Below are 18835 nucleotides of genomic sequence, written 5' to 3' on the forward strand. Positions count from 1 at the left end.
CCAGTCCCCAGTCCCCATTCCCCAGTCCCCTACATCACAGCAACACGGGGTAGACGATGCTTGAAGCCGCAAAGAATTTCCCACGAAATGGTATTTAATTGATTTGCCCAATCATCAGCTGTGATTTTTTCTCTTCCTTGTTCTCCCAATAAGGAGACTATTTCCCCTTCCTGGACATCGGGTATGGAACTGACATCTATCATGAGTTGATCCATTGTAATCGCGCCAATTTGCTGCAAACGCTGGCCACGCAGTAAAACTTGCATTTGTTGGGAAAGACTGCGGGGAACTCCATCCGCATAACCAATACCCACTACTGCAATCCGCATTTCTCTGGGTGCGATAAACTTATGACCATAGCTCACACCAGTTCCCGCAGCAATTGTTTTTACATGGGTAATTCTGGCTTTGAGTTGTAAAACTGGTCGCAGTTTGATTTGATTTTGCAGGTGGGGAGCAGGATAAAGTCCATAAATGGCTAAACCTGCACGCACCATATCATAATGTAATCTCGGATCTGCCAGGGTAGCGGCTGAATTAGCTAAGTGCAAACTGGGAATTGTGATACCTCTGGCTTTGATTTGGGCGATCGCTTCCTCAAATCGTCTATGCTGTTCTTCCATGATCGCCGGATCAGGACTATCTGCTGTAGCTAGGTGAGAATAAATACTGTCAATATTTAGATGTGGTAATCTTTGTACTAATTGCACAAAATCACCTGCTTGCTGCCAATTAGTACCTAATCTCGACATTCCCGTATCTAGTTTGATATGTACAGGTAAGGGAGAATTATATTTAATTGCTTCTAATGTGTTGGAAAATATTAAAGCTTGTTTAGGGCTGCAAAGTGTAGGTTGCAGTTTCCAATGAGCGATCGCATGAATTTGTTCTGCTGTATTGGTTGCTCCTAAAATTAAAATCGGTGCTTTTATCCCACCTTCCCGTAATTGAATACCTTCGGGAACTGTCGCTACCCCCAACCAACTCGCACCCGCTTCTAACACAGTTTTAGCAACAGTTACCGCCCCATGTCCATAGGCATCAGCTTTTACCACTGCCATTAACTGTGTACGTGGTGATAAAAATCTTACTAATTGCTTGACATTATCGGACAACGCCCCTAAATCAATTTCCACCCAAGCACGTTGAGAAAACCAAGCGTAAGTATTGCGCTCCTGACTATCAGCAAAACTAGGGGTTTGTTTGCTACTAAACATTCCTCTTCACTCCTATCACACCACTGCAAAGCTTCCAGACGCTCCGACTGTGCTAATTTTTGCCCCTTAAAGCCATATCAATTTAATCAGCAAAGTGTAACGTTGATCCGGGAGTTTGTACAAGTAGTCAGGAGTCAGAATAATTTTAGATTTTAGATTTTAGATTTTAGATTTTAGATTTTAGATTGGAATTGACAAAAATAATCCAAAATCCAAAATCCTTTCATTGTATCCCCAGTCACCAAATCATTGAGGAAGTATAAATTATTCTCATCTCCCCAGAAAGGTATATTTGTGTTAAAATATCTAAAACTAATACCTTGAGCTAATATCAATGGGGAAGGTTTTAGTCCTAAACGCCTCCTACGAACCGCTCAACATCACGAGTTGGCGACGTGCCATAGTTTTGTTGATAAAAGGCAAGGCAGAACACGTAGAACACAATGGCAAATTCCTCTACTCGGATTTTCCTCTGCCAACCGTAATCCGGTTGCGTCATTACGTGCGTGTTCCCTATAAAGAAATTCCTCTGACGCGCCGAAATATATTGCATCGAGATGGGCATACTTGTCAATACTGTGGCTACACAGGTGATGAGTTGACCCTAGATCATGTAATGCCGCGATCGCGTGGAGGAGGTGACACCTGGGAAAACATCGTTACTGCCTGTGTACGCTGCAACGTCAAAAAAGGCTGTCGTACACCTCAAGAAGCCCGGATGCCTTTGCGCCATCCACCCCGTCAACCATACAGTAGCCTCTATTTTGAGGTGACAAAACATCTTAAGAGTGGACTTCATCAGGAGTGGCAAAAATATGTGATAGGACTTTGACATTAACACAGAACTAATTGAGACAGCAGGGGAATGAGTCTTCACCTGTAGGTGTTGCTGTTTGACCTTGGTCAAGACAGTATACCACAAGTTGAGGGTTAAATTTGCCCTTGGTAAGTGTTTTTTTGCAGCTTTTCAGGGGCATTCCCCAAAGCTGGAAGGATTGTTTGTTTAAATTCCAGCGAGACAACACAAACACAGGCTCACTATTGTACCTCATTTTTTGAGGCATGGATCATTGTCACTATAAATTATTCCCAATCATCACAAAATTTACCCAAACTGAGATAAATATTGAAGTTAAAATCAGCTTTTAAGAAAAAGTTGCTGGGTTATTCCCAGTAACTATATGTACACCAGTTAGATGTCACTCGATTCTGGATTTACGTTAGCGAAGCGTACGTAGGGTTTGCTGAATAAACCTAAAACCTTGATATATCAAAGGTTAGAGGCTGATAAACACAGAAATTAGTCCAAGGGTTTTGAAGGGTATACCGGAAAAAGTGTGCATTTTTTGGGATTTCAAGAGATGGCAAAGAAATTTTCAAATCTCCTCCTGACTCCTGACTCCTGACTCCTGACTCCTATGCCCTCACGGAAAGACTTTCTCAGCAACCCCTACGTAGCGCAGCGAGTATTTTGGATTTTGGATTGAATCCACCCTAAAGTGTGGAAGCTCGAGAATTTTGGATTTGGGATTTACGTTAGCGAAGCGTGCGTAGCGCAGCGAGTATTTTTCCGTCCTGAAAGACCTAGACCTGTACCAAATTTTTTTAATCTAAAATCTAAAATCTAAAATCTAAAATCTAAAATCTAAAATCTAAAATCTAAAATTCCCGGTCAGCAATCCCTGACTAGTTGGCTTGACAAAACATAGACAAACATGATGCCGTGCCAAAGCTGTAGATTTCTGTCAAGATCGTAATGTGTGGACGAGCCAGAGCATAACTGGTGGAAGCCACAAAGCTGAAAACTAAATTCCCTATGTATTTGAATTCTCCCGTTACTCAATTTGAGGGCTTTTCATTGACCACAGAGCCGAATGGGGAGGAAGTAGAAATAGAGAGAGATGCTCTTGAACTTCCACCACTTACCCGGCCTTCCTTACCAGCAGCAAATGGGGCAGCAGCAAATGGTGATGGAGGTATCTATTTAGCTCAACGTGGCAATTCCCTGGCGATTCAGAAGTCAGAAGAGTTACAAAAAACCCTGCTCAACCATAGACATGAGCGCCATCTGGTACTTCTACAAGATTTTCCTGACCCTGATGCTCTTTCTTGTGCTTGGGCTTACCAACTAATTGCCCAACAATACGATATCAAATGTGAAATAATTTATGCTGGCACTCTCAGCCATCAGGAGAATATTGCCTTAGTTAAGCTAACTACTTTACCTGCTCAACGCTGGACAATGCAAACCCTAAAAAGTAAAGATTTGTTATCTTATCAAGGGTTTGTGTTGATTGATAATCAGGGAACTACATCTCAATTACTAGCAGCAGTACAACAGGCTGGACTTCCCCTAGTCGTGCTGGTTGATCATCATAGCTTGCAAGGAGAACTGAAAGCTGAGTTTACCGATGTTCGTCCTTATGTACGAGCAACTGCCACAATCTTTACACAGTATTTACAATCAGGTTTACTCACATTAGATAGCAGTCTTAGCCAGCACGTAAAATGTGCAACTGCTTTAATGCACGGTTTGCGCTCAGATACCAATCGGTTAATGCAAGCGCAAGAAGAAGATTTTATGGCAGCTGCTTACCTGAGCAGGTTTTATGATGCTCAGTTGCTCAATGCCATTTTACAAGCCAATCGTTCTAAGCGTGTAATGGATGTGATCGAGCGATCGCTCAAAAATCGCATTGTCCAAAATAACTTTTCCATAGCTGGTGTAGGTTATTTACGCTACGACGACCGAGATGCTATACCCCAAGCAGCTGATTTTCTGGTGACAGAAGAAAACGTGCATACTGCTGTAGTGTACGGCATAGTTCACGATGAAGATGACGAACTAGAAGTAGTCATAGGTTCTCTGAGAACCACAAAACTTACCTTAGATCCTGACGAATTTATCAAAGAAGCCTTTGGACAAGATAGCACAGGACGGTTTTTTGGTGGTGGACGCACTGGTGCAGGTGGCTTTGAGATTCCGATGGGATTCTTATCTGGCGGTAACGAAAATTCTGCTTATGCGAAAATGAAATGGGAAGTTTTTGATGCTCAAATTAAGCAGAAATTATTGAAATTGGTAAATCCTAAAGATAACCCAATTCAGTCTTAGTTACACTGTTTCGGCAAAAATCGCCTCATTCCCCATCCGTTGTGAGGTTGGGGGTAAATAAGGCAAAAGTCAGGAGGCAGAAGGCAGGAGTCAGGAGTAAAACTGGCTTTGTGTATAGGTTTTAATTGAGATTGCGTACCTCATTGATATGCAATCTTATTTATCATCATTAAAATGTGAGCAATTCTATGATGAAATATCTTTACGAACAGGATTTTCAAGTTTGGATTGATACAACAATTCAGAATTTACAAAAACGTGAATTTGAATCACTAGATGTACAGTAACTAATTATCTGTCGTCGGGACAAATTAATGTGATTATACAAATCCTTGCTGTATAAGGGTTTTAGCCATTTTACGATACTATACTTAATCTAGTGCAGTGACAAATTAAATGTCAGATTCCATAAATGTGACAAATTAAATGTCGCGTTTCGGACTATAAAAAAGGTCTTATAAATTTTCATAATGACAAATTGACTGTCGCTTTCCATTACAATAGAATAACATTATGTGTTTATAAAAAATTCGTGTTTCATTGATACTTATTCTCGTTGCATTATGGGTATTAATTTAGGTTTTGATGCACCTAGCTCTCAGGTAGTTTCCTTAGCATTACGTCATGCGATTTTACCCAAAAGGTACGGTTCAGAGTACAAACTTCACTGCGAATGGGGAACTTACGGTAAGCCAGAACATTTCTATACTGATGGGGGTAAAGACTTTCGCTCTAACCATTTAAGCCAAATTGCAGCACAATTGGGATTTGTCTGTCATTTACGCGATCGCCCCTCGGAAGGTGGAGTAGTTGAGCGTCCTTTTAAGACATTCAATGATCAACTGTTTTCCACTCTACCTGGTTAGGTATGTTCGATTCAAATCCATCAATGGAACAGTATCTGATATTCGCGACAAAACAACACAAGCCTTAACACACTGTTGTGTAGAAATGATCATTATTGATGAAGCTGATCGGCTCAAGCCTGAAACTTTTGCAGAGGTGCGTGATATTTATGACAACTTGGGAATTGCTGTTGTCTTGGTAGGAACTGACCGTTTAGATGCAGTAATTAATCGAGATGAACAAGTTTATAACCGATTCAGGGCTTGTCATCGTTTTGGAAAGTTGACAGGGAAGGATTTCCAGGATACTGTCCAAATCTGGGAAGATAAGGTTTTAAAGTTACCATTGCCTTCTAACCTGATTAGCAAAGATATACTGCGTATTCTAACTTCGGCTACAGAAGGTTACATTGGTCGCCTAGATGAAATTTTGCGAGAAGCAGCTATTCTCTCTTTATCAAGAGGATTTAAGAAGATTGACAAGGCTGTTTTACAGGAAGTTGCTAAAGAATACAAGTGATGAAAGCACCAAATATTGAGCCTTGGCTTTTTATTATTCAGCCTTATGATGGGGAAAGCTTGAGCCATTTTCTAGGCAGGTTTAGACGTGCCAACTATTTATCTGCTGCTGCTTTGGGTAATTTGGCAGGTGTTGGTGCTGTAGTAGCACGGTGGGAAAGGTTTCATTTTAATCCTCGCCCTAGTGAGAAAGAGTTGGAAGCGATCGCATCTATGGTGGAAGTGGATGTCCAGAGGTTAGTCCAAATGCTGCCACCTGTTGGGGTGGGTATGCAGCATGAACCCATTCGGTTATGTGGTGCTTGTTATGCAGAAACACCTTGTCACCAGATTAAGTGGCAGTTTAAGGAAACAGCAGGATGCGATCGCCATCATTTGCGTTTACTGTCCAAGTGTCCTAAGTGTGAGGCTAGGTTTAAAATCTCTGCTTTGTGGGAGTTTGGAGTTTGCCACAGGTGTACAACGCCATTTGCTGAGATGGTAAATTATCAGAAGTCATTTAATTGAGAAGTTTCACTACTAAATCTCGATTAGTAGAATATTAAAACCCCAATTAATTTGGACTTAGCGATCGCTTTTTTTGAGTAATTCCACTATAGTAATAAAAGCCGTATGTCGGCGTGAAGCTGATAACGGTAGACCAGCGATACAATTTTCTGTTTATAAAACTTGGCTTCGATTTTAACATGGCTGTAAGGGGACTAGATTATGCAATTGAAACTGCACATCGAGTGTGGCAAATAGAGCCACACCGTCATGTCCGTATACCTCCAGCCCAAGGTGATCAGCAACCCATACCTGTAGATGCTTTGTGGACGGATTATGGTCTTCGCCCTAATGCCAATAACTTGTCTTTCATGGTTCAATCTGTTCAGGAATCGGAAATAGACAAATGGAAACAGAGGTTACGTTATTGGCCTATTCGTGCAGGTTTGTTAGTCTCAGATGAAATTTATATACTTCAATATTACACTCAATCTGGCTTAGAAGAACGAATTGTAGATCGTGAATCTCTATCTTCAGAACTAACTAGACCAGATAGCCACTTGTTTAAACCAAAAGCACTGGCAGAATTTCGTACTGGTCAGCTAACACTAGCAGATATTGAAGAATCTGTTTCAGAACGTAGTTTTTCTTTTTTACTGCGGCAAAGAGCCGAATTAGATCAAGCATTCCAAAATGCTATTCAAGAGGTGCTGGCAGAAATCGGTATTCCTAAAAAGAGAAATCCCAAAAATCAAATATCTTCTCGTCACGAAATAGCAGGTCATGGAATCCGTGTAGCGATCGCATTTTTAGCAGGAAGAATTTTAGAAGATAAGGGATTTTTTGGTTCTGAATCACTCATTCCTACAAATGATCCTCGTCTTTTACTTGAAAAAACAGTACCTCGTGCTAATGGTTTTTTCAAAAAAGCACTGGAGGAGTCAATACCTCATCTTACTGACAGAATATTACAGCGTTTAGCAGCTAACTTAGGTAGTCGAGTTAGTTTTGCACTGGTAGATCATCGAGACGTGGGATTGCTGTATGAAAGAGCTATTAAAGAATTACCTAGTGAGATTGAAGGTGAACAATGGACTGATTTGCAGCGACACTATACGCCAATTGCGATCGCTGAAAGAATGCTAGAATTACTGCCTTTAGAAAGGTTACGTCCAGAAGAAAGAATAATTTTTGATCCTGCTGCTGGTTCTGGTAGTTTATTATTAGCTGCTACATCACGTTTAGCAGGGATGATTGATATTCCTGAAAAATTAAAAGCAAGAAAATCTTATCTTGCCAATCATGTAGCTGGTAATGATTTAGATCAATATGCGGATTTAGTAACACAACTACGATATACCCTAGCTAGAGAATCACTAGGTCAAGATATTCCATTTCCTTTTCCTAATAACTTCACTCATCAAAATTATGAGTTATTAACTAAAGAGAATATGGGTATTAAACCAAGAGTTATTGTTGCTAATCCTCCTTTTGCAGAAGATGGTAATACTCAACGGGCTGCAAGATTTATAAAAAAAGCATTAAGTTGGCTAGAACATGGTTCTCAATTTGCTTTTATTTTACCTCAATCTTTTTTAACTAATACAACTCATGGTATTCCCAATGCACGCAGGTTATTAAGTGAAAATTGCCAAATTTTTGAAGTTTGGCAATGTCCAGAAAAAGCGATTGGAATTGAGGCAGAACAGGCTGTATGTATAATATTAGGACAGGTAGGTAAATCAAAAATAATAATTCCCAGTGCATCAAGAGCAGTATTTTCTAGGTCGAAAGACACTGTATCTAATATTCGTGATAATGGGTTTCTTGGTACTCAATGGATTACACAATTAAATTTAGATAACTGGGAAGTTTTTACAGCACCACCTATTGATATTCAAATTCCTACAATTCCGTTAGGAAATCTTTTCTTCGTTTTTAATGGAGTAACTCCTAGTAAAAACTACAAACCAGTTAGTCAATGTCCACCAAATACCCAATGTAAGAGAAACTGGCGTATGAAATGGCGTGATCAAGATCGCTTATGGGTAGATCCAACTAGAGTTCCTGACAACCAGCGTTGGTTAATGTATGGAAAACAATATCTTTCAAGTGCTAGATTAAAATATGAACCACTTTTTGACTTACCAAAAATTTTTGTAGGTCGTAAAGTAAATCGAGGTTCTTTATATCCCCTTGCTGCTCAATTAGATACTATAGGTCTTTGTCCTGACAATAATATCTTTTGTGTTCTTCCTGCACAACAAGCAGGAAAATCCCCTCAACTACCTGATAATAAAAAATTTGTGAAAGAATGGAATCAGCTAACTGATGAAGATCAAAGATTATGGTTGTTAGGCATTCTATCATCTAAAATTGCCAATTCACTATCTTTAATTGGACGCAAAACACATGAAATAACAAGTGATGAGCTATGTAAATTTACCTTACCTCAGAAAATAGATCCGCGAATAATTGAAATTACTCGTCAAATTGTTGAAAGAGATCAACAACATCTTGACATTCCTGAACCAGATAATATACGAATTCAATTAGATAAAATTGTAGAAGAATCCTATGGAAATCCTCATTGGATAGAACTTAAACGAACTGGAGAACCTCCAGAATTAGAATTATGGAAATCAGAACAAACAAAACCTACATTAACTGTGATTGGTCAAGTTTTAGAAATTTCTCAAGATAATACCCACATACTTCTTTATTTAAGTGGTTTGCTAGACGATAACGAAGAAGCATGGCTTCCTATCCTACCAGAAATGCCTGGTTGGGCGCTTGATGGTACAGCTTTTGAAGCTGAACTAAGTGAGTATATAGAAACATTTGAACAACTTGCACAACATCCTTGGGCAATTAGAAGTTTTCGCCATACGCCTTATCCATACCTAACTAATGAAGAATTAAAACAAAAGTTAAGGATAGACAGTATGGAGGAGCGTTTATGACTTGTGAAATTTCATTTTTACCTGTAGGTAATGCTGATTGTATGGTTATATGTGATCACAGTGATGCCGCAGTTGTTGTTGATATTGGGAAACCACGTTTATTACAGAAATGGCTTCAAAACAAAAATAAAAAATATATAAAGCGAATTTATATTACTCATGCACATGATGATCATCTTCCACCGCTACTCAAGCTTGTAGAGTTTCTTGATATTTGGTTAAAACAGGGAGAAGTAGAAACATTTTGTCTTCCTCACTCTTTTTATAAAATCTCAGTCGAAAAACTAATAGCTAATAAAGGAACAAGTCCTAAATATGACAGGCTAGAATTGGCACTGCATCGCCTTGATGATTGGGATAGACTGGGACGTATTCGGTTTATTCCAGCTTCACGGGATTCAAACTCATACACACAGGGAAATTTAGAAATTCACGTTTTACATCCACGACAATTATTCGTTGAAAAGCATTTAGCCACATCTAACACTAAACTTAACGAAATTTCCCTTGTCCTGCGTGTAATTTATGGTAATTTTGCAGCAATACTACTTGCTGATATTGAAAATGCAGGTTTGAAAGAATGCGTAGATATTTGCCAACCAGATGAACTTAACGCTAATGTTGTTAAAGTTCCTCATCATGGAGCGTGGCCAAGAAATGGGGATGATTTAAAGCAATTACTAGAAACTATCAATCCTGAAATAGCAGTTTTATCAGTAGGTAGTACCAACATATTTGGCCACGTTGTTCCAGAACTATTTAACTTGTTACTCAACCTACAAAATGATAATTCTAAACAGTTGAAACAATTTGTTTGTACAGAAGTGACTCGAACTTGTGTTAAATCAGCAAGCGATCGCTCTAGTATGGGTAAATCAGGTTTAACAGCACAACAATTATGTGCAGGAGAAATTACCATTCTTGCAGAAACTTCTGGAAAATGGACTTTGAAGACTCAGACAGATCATGAAAATGTAATCTCTTCATTACCATATCCAGCGTGTCAAGGTCATGCAGAATTGGGTGCAGTCTCTACTTAGTAGGGTAAGTGTTGGTAATAAATTTTTCCAGATTTCATCGTTGATACGTTTGGGTAAACCTCTGTCACCATCCTTATTGGGAATTATGCAGCTTCATTAGAATCATCTTTGTCTTTAATTCTTCTCTTGAATTCTTCAATATTAATTACGCTTGATTGTTTAGCAATACCCCAAATTTCGTTAATAATTTCTTTCAATGCTGGTACGACCAAAAGAGTGTACTGCCCTATTCCTTTACCACGGGAATCACCTATTTTCAGTGCCGAGATTATTTCTCCAAAGTCTGACCAACTAATATCCACCCAAAAGACTTCTTCATTGACTACTACTATTTGCTTGTCTCTTAAAGTTTTATCAATTTGATAGTTTTCAAAAAAATTAAGTATCTTCCTAATTACTTGCAGTGAAGTGGTTTCTCTGAGATTGCGTATTGCTCTTATTTCCAAAATCTGCTGCCAGGTATAGTAAACCTCTGGCTTCTTTTTACCATTCCATACTCGTATTGGTTTGATCAGTTCCGAACGCTCAAGATACTGTAACTGATTGGATGTTGCCCCAGTCAGTTCCATCGTCTCTCGCCTAGTAAACTGATTAATTACACTCATCTTCAAAAAATGTATTCAAACCCGCAAAACAAAATACATTTGCTAGTATAGTTTCTAGAGCATGAGCCAAGCGCCACTTAGCCCATGCTTAGTAAAATATACGAGGCTTTTTCTATGCGATATCGATCTGGACAGAGAGTGCCTGTTAGTGGTCAATATGCAATTATTGATCCTTACGGGCGAAATACCGGATATGAGGTAACAGTAGTTAGTGGAGAACCTTTTCCACCTACCTCTAGTCCTGGCTATACTTTCTTGCTGGTTGATCCAACAAGACACAGAAGATAGTTCTATTTTACAACTCAAGGGCAAGTTGTAAATGGGTCTAAAGACAGGGTGAGAATAATTAGTTCCAACCCTGTCTTAAAAGCTAAAACCTACTGGACTGGGAATGCAGCATGAACCCATTCGTTTATGTGGTGCTTGTTATACAGAAACACCTTGTCACCAGATTAAGTGGGAGTTCAAGGAAACTTATTACTATTTACTCACCAGATGCCTGAGAGTTTCTTTCTGCCAAGTATTGCTGTAAATTATGAAACATGACTTGACGGAACAACTCCCCAAATTTTGTATCATCTGTCAGCTTTTGGTAAATATCAAAATTCGTGTCAATCATGTCTTCTAAAGTAACCTGGAAAAAGGATTCAAATGCTAACTTGCGAGTTTCTTCAGAGGGATTGATACTAGCATCCAAGGCTAGAATTAGGTCTTCCTGGTTTGCTAATATACTGTTCATATCTTCAGTAAACTGATTGAGTTTATCCTCATCTGACCAATCTCCAGGATCAAAGTGTTCATTAACATAAGCCAAAATTGCTGATAGAGGGGCTGGATTATCAGTTTTTGGTTTAACTACACTCAGATCAGATAAAGGCACTAATTCCCCATCTTCTGTTAAAAGCTGAATTCTCCCTGTACTGGTTTGCTCGATGCGATAGGAGTCCATGCTAATGTAATTAGTTAAATCAGTGGGGTAGCGATCGCCAGCAAAGGGCAATTTTTTCAAAAGTAGTCGCCCAAACTGGTAAAATTTCTCTAACTCTGCATCTGTAAAAGTAATTACTTGCACTAAAAAAGCGTAAATACGTACATATTCCCCTAAACGTAAGCGAATTTCTGCCTTATCTTCTGGCGTGCGTTGTTCATATCTATCTACAATGGGGTTGAGGATGGGGTGTAAATTTGCTTGGTTAGGATTGGGGTTTTGTGTGGTGGGAAAGTAAGCACGGGCAAAATTTTCTACTTCATTAGTCGTGAATAAAGCAAAGTTTTCTAATAAGCGTTTGAGGTCATAGAGTCTATTTGGATCTGTAGATTCAGATAAAATTGTTGCTTGATAATAGTCTTGAAAAGCTGACTCGATATCATCGGTTTTGTTAGCAAAATCTAAGACAAATACGCCATTTTTACCGGGGTAATTACGGTTAAGACGGGAAAGGGTTTGTACTGCTTCTACTTTTTTGATGCGTTTATCAACATACATTGTTTGCAATAAAGGCTGATTAAATCCTGTTTGAAACTTACGAGCAACAATTAAAAAACGATATTCTTTTTGTTTAAATACCTCCACTGTCCGACTTTCAGGAAAACCATTGAGACGTGATTCGGTGTAAGGTTCAGGTAAAAGGTTTTCTGGATCAATAACTCCACCAGTGAAAGCAACTAAAGCTTTATATGGATAACCTTTTTCTTCTAAATAACTGTCAAAAGCTAATTTATACTTAACAGCATGAAGACGAGAACGGGTGACGATCATCGCTTTGGCTTGTCCATCTATCAAAGCTGATACCTGTTGGTGAAAATGTTCCACCATGATTTCGGTTTTACTGTTGATGGTGTGGGAGTGGGTTTCAGCGTAGGATTGAAGAACGTAAGCTGCTTTTCTCTGATCCTAATTTGGGGTTTCTGTCGCTTTTTGAACTAATTTAAAATAAGAAGTAAAAGTAGTGTAATTCTGCAAAACATCTAAAATAAAGCCTTCTTCAATGGCTTGACGCATGGAATAAAGAACAATACTATCTGGAAAACAAGCAGGAAAATCTAAAATAGCAACATCTCCAATATTTGCAGCAATAGCCATTACAAGAGTACCTTTAGGAAACTGCTTGCTTACGGCAAAACCAAGAGCATTTAAAGTTTGCTCATAGGTGGTAATATATTTATCTGTAGCGGCGATATCTCCAGTTTGTATAAATGGATAATCCCCATCATATAATTTAGGATCATTTCTTGGACGATGTGAAAATTTACCACGTAAAATTGTTGAAATATATTTAATTTTCTTAACTTCCCAATGTCCAGGAATTTTACCCAACCACTCAACCCCCGAATTTTTATACTCAGAATAAGGGGGAAAATCTTGAAAAAACTTTTGAGCAACTTCAACTAAAGTCAATAGATAACATTCCACCAGAACCACAAGCACAATCATAAATAGTGCGTATCACTCCTGGTTGTTTGAGTGCTGTTTCATCTCCTCGTAATACTAAACGCACCATTAATTTAATTACTTCACGGGGTGTAAAGTGTTCCCCCGGATTTTCGTTCATTTGTTCGTTAAAACGGCGAATTAGTTCTTCAAAGATTGTCCCCATTGTATGGTTATCAATCTTATCTGGACTCAGATCAACTTCGGAAAATTTGTTAATCAGAGGTACTAATAAATTTTTAGAATCTAAAGTATTAATAGTAGTACGTAAACTAAATTTATCAATTACCTCACGCATATTTTCTGAAAATCCGTTGAGGTAAGCAATGAGATTTTTAGCTAAGTTCTTTTTATCTTCTAGTAATTTTTTAAAGTCATATCCAGAAACGTTATAAAAAGATTTTCCTCCTGCTGCTTTGCGTAATTGCCCATCTAGGTTTTGTAGTCCTTTTTGTTGAAGAAATTCATATCTTTTTAACACCTCATCTTTAGTAGGTGCTAAAACGCAATCTAAGCGACGCAAGACTGTAAATGGTAAAATCACATCAGGATATTTACCGCGCTTAAAGTCATCTCTGAGTATTTCATCAGCTATTTGCCAGATAAAGTTAGCTGTTTCTTGGAAGTTCACAATTGCACCACTGATAAATTAGTCAGGTGTTTTATTCCCTAACCATAATTGCAGCTAGTTGGTTAGAGGTAAAGATGTCTTGATCGAGAAACTAGACAAATCAATATAGAGATAGGGAATATTATTATACCCGTCTAGGGACATTTATTGTTTTTTATAAAAATAAATACATATTTAGCCAGTAAAGGCTTTGAGATTATCTTTCAATTGTTGATGTAAGCGATCGCACCAGAACGGAACCACAATGTATCCCTCAGACAGTGCTTGTAGTGCCATTTGGCTATCAAACTCTAACACTTTCAGAGGATATTTAGGCAATCCCGTCAGTAATAACATCATTCGCTTTAACTTATCTTCTTCAAGATACAACTTAAACAGCCAAGGTTCTCTTTCGCGTAATACGTCCAAAGCTAGATTGCACACTTCAAAGCTTAAACCTCTTGACAGCAGATGCCCCATGACCATCAACTCGAACAAGTCTGCTTTGGAATAATAAACATTTCTCCCTTTCCCAAAGGCATTAACAGTAGGTACAATAATCGCCTTATCCCGCCAATACTGTAACTGTCGGCGAGAGCAATTAGTAATTTCAGCCGCTTCGGTGCTTGTGTAAAATCTATTGTCCATAAGAATCATCCTAGTAGAAGATTTTTTGGAAACGCATATTTTTTTTAGAATACATTATGTGTTTTTGTGATATTTTATTTTCATGAGTAAAATCACGGTTCAATGTCGCCTAATTGCCAGTGAATGTACCCGTCAAAAACTCTGGACACTTATGGCAGAATTAAACACACCCCTAGTTAACGAATTACTACAACAGCTTCGCCAACACCCAGATTTCGAGAAATGGCGTAAAAATGGCAAATTGCCTTCAAGCGTTGTTCATAAACTTTGTAAACCGTTAGAAACTGATCCTCGTTTTGCCGGACAACCAAGCCGTTGTTATTTATCCGCGATTCATATTGTGGATTACATCTACAAGTCGTGGTTGGCAATCCAGAAACGACTACAACAGCAGCTAGATGGCAAAATACGCTGGTTAGAAATGCTCAATAGCGATGCTGAATTAGTAGAAACCAGTGGTTACAGCTTGGAAGCTATTCGTACCAAAGCTGCTGAGATTTTGGCAGCAGCAACACCAACATCTGACCCTGATGCTCCTGCAAATAAAACCAGAAAGACTAAGAAATCCAAGAAATCCAAACAAGCATCCGCTTCCAATTCTGAGAAGAGTGTATCTAATCAATTATTTGATGCTTACCAAGAAACTGACAATACACTCAGCCGTAGTGCTATCAGCTATCTGCTAAAAAATGGCTGTAAATTGAATGATAAAGAAGAAGAACCAGAGAAGTTTGCTAAACGTCGCCGTAAGCTAGAAATACAGATTCAAAGGTTAACAGACAAGTTAACCAGTCGAATTCCCAAAGGTCGAGATTTAACCGATGCTAAATGGCTGGAAACACTGTTGACTGCTGCAATCACCGTTCCAAAAGACAACACTGAAGCCAAACACTGGCAGGATATTCTGTTAAGTCGATCAAGTTCCCTTCCTTTTCCCCTAATTTTTGAAACGAACGAAGACCTAGTTTGGTCAAAAAATGAAAAAGGTAGGCTGTGCGTTCACTTCAATGGACTGAGCGATTTAATTTTTGAAGTATATTGCGATAGTCGCCAACTGCACTGGTTTAAACGCTTCTTAGAAGACCAACAGACTAAACGCAAAAGCAAAAATTACATCTTCAACGACAACAATTTGGCATAATGACATTAATTTGTCACCGATGACAAATAATTAGTCACTGTACAAGAAAAAACCGCGAACCAAGATAGTTGGTGTCACGGCTTTCGGTATGGTGTGAGGAGCTTAACTAACTCCATCATAGATCACCAAATCAAGAATGGGGATACTCGTATCAATTTTGGTAACAGAATTTTTTTAGTAACAGGTTATTTGAGGATTTAGCTATCAGCTATCAGTGATTCATTCTACTAAAGCACCACCACAACTAGAACCACATCCAGCAGTACAACCATAACAATAATCAGCAGTTTGTACTTCTTTGATGACATCTAAACTACCAAGTTCTAATAATTTACTAATTGTCAAAGTTTCACCATTGTGAGTTCTTGCTGGTAAATTCATCATTTGGTTAAAATCGCAATCATAAACATTACCCAAATAATCAACAGAAATTTCCTCACGACACATTAAATTATTAACGGTGTCAGGGTTAAAATGTGATTCTAAAAACTGCAAATATTGTTTATAAAGATGTTTACGTTCTAAATATAACTTAGTTCTTCCTACAGGTAAGTTAGTAATAGTCAGTAAGTTATTAAAGACAATATCAAAATGTTCTTGTAAGAAATTTTTATAAGCTAGTTGAAGATTTTTTTGATCTGGAGTTAAAGAAAAATTTTCATCCTTTGGTAACTGAGGATTATAAACCAAATCTAAAATTAAATTTGCATCTTGACCATAACCCAATTTATTTAACCATTGTAAAGCTTGAATAGACTGAACAAAAACACCATGACCCCGCATTTTATCCACATTATCAGCTAAATAACAGGGAAGAGAAGCAACAACACGCACTTGATTTTTAGCTAAAAAGTCAGGAATATCTGCAAAACCTTCCACAAAAAAGATTGTTAAATTTGATCTAACAATTACTTGTTTACCTGCTTTTCTCGCAGCTTCCACCAATGGTTTAAAACCATAATTCATCTCTGGTGCGCCCCCAGTCAAATCAACAATTTTAATTTCAGGAAATTTATGAATAAAATCAATTAAATCTTGACAAACTGCTGGGGAAAGTTCCTCAGTTCTTTTAGGACTTGCTTCCACATGACAATGAGAACAAGCAAGATTACAAAGTTTACCGAGATTGACTTGTAAAACTTTGATTTCTTTTTTTGTTAAAGGATAATTTAGTTTATCTTGGAAATTTGTGATTGATATAGTCTGCATGGCTGAATGCTCACAAAAGATGAAAAATTGATGATTACTTAGATGTTGTAATTACGGTTGTAGTAATTTATAGGTTATTACACTAATCATAGCCGCAATAGGTAAAGTTAATAACCAAGAAAGGAGAATCCGATAAAAAATGCCCAAATTTGAATTTTTATTAATCAAACCTACTCCAAAAATTGAACCGACTGAAACATGAGTAGTAGAAACGGGTAATCCTAAACTACTAGCACCAATTACCATAGAACCTGTGACAATGTTGGCAGATAAACCCTCGATATGATTGAGAGAAGTAATTTTTTTACTCATAGTTTTGGCAACTTTGTGGGCGTTGAATAAACCACCTAATGACATTGTTACAGCTATAGCTATGATTCCGCCTGGAAGCGAAAATGCTTTAATAATGAGAACGAGAGCAACAATTTTGGGTGTGTCATTTAATCCTCTAGCAAAACTCACGATACCAGAACTCATAAAATGACTGGTATCAATAATTTTCTGGTGATTTTTGATTTTGAAGTTCAGGTTCATGTAATCAAGAAATATGTAAATTATTGCTCCTAAAGGTATAGCGATGAGTGGACTAAATAAGAGGGGTAAAAAAAATGATTTTCCTAAAGCTGAAAAATTCACTGGGAAACCTTGAGCTACTATTCCAGCACCAACCAGCGCACCTGTTAAACTGTGAGTTGTAGAAATAGGAAAACCAATAAAGGTAGCAATGATGATAGTCAAAGCAGCACCAATAGCTACAGCTATCCTAAATTCTGGTGTATTGGCGATCGCATCGGGAACTAGACCTTTACCAGAAAAGTTTTTAATTAGTGTACTAGCGATAAAAACCGAAGCAACTGAACCAGCAAAAGTTGTCAAAGTTGCCCACCAAATTGCTGTTTTATAGCTAGTAGTTTGACTTCCAAATAATGTTGCTACACCTTTAAAGTTATCATTTGCGCCATTAGAATAAGCTAAAAATAGCGTAGCCAGAAACAAACTGATGAAAATCATTATTTATTTACAAAAAATTCCCTAACAGCAACCACCACCATCATAATACCAAGTAGAATCAGTAATCATGATTTCTTCTGGTTTCAAATCTCCCAATTTAGCAGCCGTTTTATCACAAACTGCGGCAGGAATACCACGTTGTAAAATATGTCCTGCTCCATCATCAAAAAATGATTCTGAACCTGCATAAATTGCTGTTTTACCTGTGAAAATACAAGCACCGTCTTCAGGAATTTGCACCTTAAAAGAAACGGAATCAAGACTTTCCAAAAGTAGATTTTCTTCCAGGTTATAAGTTTGTTTATCTAATAATCTATAGGGACGACGGGCGCGAATTTCTATTTGTCCAAATCCAGCATTGATAATTAATTGTGTATATTCTTCATAAGTGAGCGCACCGGATAAACACATTGCCCTTAATCTTTCATCTTGTCGTAAATGTTGGGGAATAGGACGGGTAGCAATGGGGTCACTCATTTGTAATCTGCCACTGGGTTTTAAAACTCGATATGCTGCTTTTAAAGCGCGGGTTAAATCAGCAGGTTCAAAGATATTAAAAAGACAATTTTGGGCGACTATATCAACAGAGGCATCATTGACAGGTAAATTAAAAGCATCCCCGGCAATAATTTCCACAAAACTAGGATCAAACCAAGGATTTTCTTGGGCAGCAATTTCTAAATTTCTTTTCGCAGCTTCTCGCATTTCTGCTACTGGTTCAACTGCGATGACAGCACCAGGACGACGGGAAAAATAAGCAAATTGTAAAGCTTCTAAACCACCACCGACACCAACATATAATACTGTAGGTTGGTTTGCTAATTCGTTAGTATGAACGGTAGTTCCGCAGCCATAATTCATTTCCTGCATGACTAAAGGAATTTTTAATCCTGGTAGTTGCAGGGGTGTACTTTGGACACAACAAAGTCCTACTTCTGGTGTTTGAGCAACTTCGCTGTAAAATTGGGCTGCGGTTTCTAAATAGGTCATTGCCG

Annotated in this window: 18 protein-coding genes and 1 pseudogene; 10 read left to right on the forward strand and 9 right to left on the reverse strand. The window is 38.1% G+C overall.

Going from position 1 to position 18835, the window contains the following annotated elements; translation table 11 throughout:
• Positions 1–29 precede the first annotated feature (29 nt).
• Positions 30–1217 carry an alanine racemase gene (gene alr, locus H5968_RS01730; protein ID WP_187038563.1) on the reverse strand — a complete coding sequence of 396 codons (1188 nt, stop codon included), beginning with the start codon at positions 1215–1217 and terminating at the stop codon, positions 30–32.
• Between the two features lie 334 nt (positions 1218–1551).
• Between alr and H5968_RS01735 the strand changes: the two genes are divergently transcribed.
• The 8 genes and pseudogenes from H5968_RS01735 to H5968_RS01770 all read left to right on the forward strand — a co-directional run bounded on the left by H5968_RS01735 (position 1552) and on the right by H5968_RS01770 (position 10185).
• Complete coding sequence (locus H5968_RS01735; RefSeq protein ID WP_096570942.1) at positions 1552–2049, forward strand: HNH endonuclease; 498 nt, start codon at positions 1552–1554, stop codon at positions 2047–2049.
• Positions 2050–3033: 984 nt separating this feature from the next.
• Positions 3034–4332: a bifunctional oligoribonuclease/PAP phosphatase NrnA gene (locus H5968_RS01740; RefSeq protein WP_187038564.1), complete on the forward strand. Its 1299-nt coding sequence runs from the start codon at positions 3034–3036 to the stop codon at positions 4330–4332.
• Between the two features lie 188 nt (positions 4333–4520).
• Positions 4521–4619 (forward strand): DUF29 family protein, encoded by a 99-nt coding sequence (locus H5968_RS01745; protein WP_187038565.1) that lies wholly within the window; start codon positions 4521–4523, stop codon positions 4617–4619.
• Between the two features lie 252 nt (positions 4620–4871).
• A pseudogene (locus H5968_RS01750) lies at positions 4872–5195 on the forward strand (transposase); the annotation flags it as partial.
• On the forward strand, positions 5167–5697 hold the full coding sequence (locus H5968_RS01755; RefSeq protein WP_255427017.1) for a TniB family NTP-binding protein: 531 nt from the start codon (positions 5167–5169) through the stop codon (positions 5695–5697). The pseudogene H5968_RS01750 and the gene H5968_RS01755, both read left to right, overlap by 29 nt.
• Entirely contained in the window at positions 5697–6203 is a 507-nt protein-coding gene (locus tag H5968_RS01760) for a TniQ family protein (RefSeq protein WP_187038566.1), read from the forward strand. The genes H5968_RS01755 and H5968_RS01760 overlap by 1 nt, the downstream gene beginning before the upstream one ends.
• Before the next feature lie 179 nt (positions 6204–6382).
• A complete protein-coding gene (locus H5968_RS01765; protein WP_187038567.1) occupies positions 6383–9145 on the forward strand; it encodes an N-6 DNA methylase in 2763 nt (920 codons plus the stop codon).
• Entirely contained in the window at positions 9142–10185 is a 1044-nt protein-coding gene (locus tag H5968_RS01770) for a ComEC/Rec2 family competence protein (protein ID WP_187038568.1), read from the forward strand. The genes H5968_RS01765 and H5968_RS01770 overlap by 4 nt, the downstream gene beginning before the upstream one ends.
• A gap of 83 nt (positions 10186–10268) precedes the next feature.
• Here the strand turns inward: H5968_RS01770 and H5968_RS01775 are convergent, their stop codons facing one another.
• Positions 10269–10754 (reverse strand): MerR family transcriptional regulator, encoded by a 486-nt coding sequence (locus H5968_RS01775; protein WP_222620523.1) that lies wholly within the window; start codon positions 10752–10754, stop codon positions 10269–10271.
• A 150-nt stretch (positions 10755–10904) separates the two neighbouring features.
• Between H5968_RS01775 and H5968_RS01780 the strand changes: the two genes are divergently transcribed.
• The gene (locus H5968_RS01780; protein WP_187038570.1) at positions 10905–11078 is read left to right on the forward strand and encodes a hypothetical protein; all 174 of its coding nucleotides are present in this window, start codon (positions 10905–10907) and stop codon (positions 11076–11078) included.
• Between the two features lie 196 nt (positions 11079–11274).
• On the opposite strand, the gene H5968_RS01785 is transcribed toward H5968_RS01780, so the two are convergent.
• From H5968_RS01785 to H5968_RS01800, 4 genes are all read right to left on the reverse strand, one after another.
• Positions 11275–12606, reverse strand: a complete 1332-nt coding sequence (locus H5968_RS01785; RefSeq protein ID WP_187038571.1) for a type I restriction endonuclease subunit R — start codon at positions 12604–12606, stop codon at positions 11275–11277.
• 78 nt (positions 12607–12684) lie between these two features.
• Entirely contained in the window at positions 12685–13188 is a 504-nt protein-coding gene (locus tag H5968_RS01790; RefSeq protein WP_222620524.1) for a restriction endonuclease subunit S, read from the reverse strand.
• Positions 13175–13852, reverse strand: a complete 678-nt coding sequence (locus H5968_RS26005; protein ID WP_222620525.1) for a type I restriction-modification system subunit M N-terminal domain-containing protein — start codon at positions 13850–13852, stop codon at positions 13175–13177. Before H5968_RS26005 ends, H5968_RS01790 begins: the two co-directional genes overlap by 14 nt.
• A 174-nt stretch (positions 13853–14026) precedes the next feature.
• Positions 14027–14488, reverse strand: coding sequence for a MerR family transcriptional regulator (locus tag H5968_RS01800; protein WP_255427018.1), 462 nt, complete (start codon positions 14486–14488; stop codon positions 14027–14029).
• 73 nt (positions 14489–14561) lie between these two features.
• Between H5968_RS01800 and cas12k the strand changes: the two genes are divergently transcribed.
• Positions 14562–15620: a type V CRISPR-associated protein Cas12k gene (gene cas12k / locus H5968_RS01805; RefSeq protein ID WP_187038573.1), complete on the forward strand. Its 1059-nt coding sequence runs from the start codon at positions 14562–14564 to the stop codon at positions 15618–15620.
• A 219-nt stretch (positions 15621–15839) separates the two neighbouring features.
• Here cas12k and arsS read toward each other — a convergent pair whose 3' ends face one another.
• Genes arsS through arsM form a run of 3 tightly spaced genes read right to left on the reverse strand, consistent with a single transcriptional unit; the run spans position 15840 to position 18830 of the window.
• On the reverse strand, positions 15840–16829 hold the full coding sequence (gene arsS / locus H5968_RS01810; protein ID WP_187038574.1) for an arsenosugar biosynthesis radical SAM (seleno)protein ArsS: 990 nt from the start codon (positions 16827–16829) through the stop codon (positions 15840–15842).
• Between the two features lie 51 nt (positions 16830–16880).
• The gene (locus H5968_RS01815) at positions 16881–17840 is read right to left on the reverse strand and encodes an inorganic phosphate transporter (RefSeq protein WP_187038575.1); all 960 of its coding nucleotides are present in this window, start codon (positions 17838–17840) and stop codon (positions 16881–16883) included.
• Between the two features lie 21 nt (positions 17841–17861).
• Positions 17862–18830 (reverse strand): arsenosugar biosynthesis arsenite methyltransferase ArsM, encoded by a 969-nt coding sequence (gene arsM / locus H5968_RS01820; protein WP_187038576.1) that lies wholly within the window; start codon positions 18828–18830, stop codon positions 17862–17864.
• Positions 18831–18835: the final 5 nt, after the last annotated feature.

The organism is Sphaerospermopsis sp. LEGE 00249, from assembly GCF_014299995.1.
GTDB classification, from domain to species: Bacteria; Cyanobacteriota; Cyanobacteriia; order Cyanobacteriales; family Nostocaceae; genus Sphaerospermopsis; species Sphaerospermopsis kisseleviana.